Below are 1,567 nucleotides of genomic sequence, written 5' to 3' on the forward strand. Positions count from 1 at the left end.
TAGAGGGCAGAGCAAATATTGCTAAAGACAGAAATGTGCACTTTGATCTGAAAAACAATACAAAATGGACGTTGAAAATCAGCAAAAATGAAAAAGATGATGATGGCAATCTCCTTGATATCGCTCAAAGATCTCGTTCTGATATTTCCACGCTTAATCTCGATAACAGCTCCATTATCTTTAATGGACCAACCGAAGATCATTACCAAACATTGCATATAGGTTCTGGTAAACCAGACACGCAAGAAGTCTACAATGCAACGGGTGATGCAAAGATTTACTTCAACACGGCTTGGAGTGATGGTGCTGCAATAAATGACCAAAAAACCGATAGACTTTTGATCCATGGGGATGTCTCTGGCAACACATCAGTTTATGTCACGGGGCGCTTAGAAGAGAACAATATCGAAGCAAATACCTCTGCTGCTGCCAATGTCCGGGGTCTTTCACTTATTCAAGTTTCTGGAAAAGCAGAGGAAAACTCTTTCAAACTGGTAAATGGCTATACCACAAGAGGTGGCTTACCAGATATGTATACACTACGTGCCTATGGACCAGACTCAAGCCAAGGCAACGCCGATATTGCACAAAACCTCTTTGATGAAAAGAATGAAAATTTCTGGGATTTCCGTTTGCAACCCGAACTTCTTGACTCCAATTCTGGTTCTGGTCCAAGTGTGATCGTCCCTGTAGCACAAACAGCAAGCTATTTGGTCATGCCAAATGCTCTCTTCTATAGTGGATTAACAGATATGGCTAAACAAAACGCACTCTTAGCCAATATCAGAACATCTGTCTTAGGAAAAGAAGAAGAAAAACAAACCGGTTTCTTCCTCTATACTTACGGAAACACAGGAACCTTATCTTCTGAACGCGGACCTCTCAAATATGGTTATGGTGCTGATATCCGCTATGCTGCTCTACAAGCCGGTGTTACATTCGCGGCATTAGAAGGACAAAATACCACAACACATTTCGGTCTTGTAGGCACCTATGGGCGGCTGTCTTTCACTCCAAAGGATATGGATGATGTAAGTAAGAGCACATTGGATAAATGGTCACTAACAGCTTATGGCAGCGTGCAGCATAACAATGGTTTCTATATGGATACACTGTTATCCTATGGAATTCTAAAAGGAGATATCGGCAATGCTATCATTGGCAAAACCGCAAAATTGCAAAATGCCAAAATGTTGAGTATCTCCACCACCGTTGGAAAAGAATTTGCAACCGGAATGGAAAGTTTAACATTTGAGCCGCAAGCACAAATTGCCTATCAACATTTGATGTTTAATACCATTGAAGATGCTGATAATTTTACCGTTGATATGAACAATCCTTCTCAATGGTTGATCCGTGTTGGTGGACGTTTGACAAAAACCATTTCCACTGAAAACAACCGTCCGATGTCTTTCTATGGAAAAGTAAACTTGATCAAAACCTTTGGTGATAATGGTACCATCCAGATTGGCAGAGATTTTGACCTTGATCCTATGGGACCTGCAATTGAAGGCGGCGTTGGCATTAATGCGCAACTGTCTCACAATTTCTCCCTTCATGGTGATGT

1 protein-coding gene is annotated in these 1,567 nt (G+C 41.3%); it reads left to right on the forward strand.

Annotated elements, in window-relative coordinates; genetic code table 11:
- A partial coding sequence (locus ACFILL_RS09140; protein ID WP_375681101.1) for an autotransporter outer membrane beta-barrel domain-containing protein occupies nucleotides 1-1,567 on the forward strand: 1,567 nt, incomplete at both ends.

The organism is Bartonella sp. AP20NXHL (genome assembly GCF_042196165.1).
In the GTDB taxonomy this organism is placed as follows: domain Bacteria; phylum Pseudomonadota; class Alphaproteobacteria; order Rhizobiales; family Rhizobiaceae; genus Bartonella.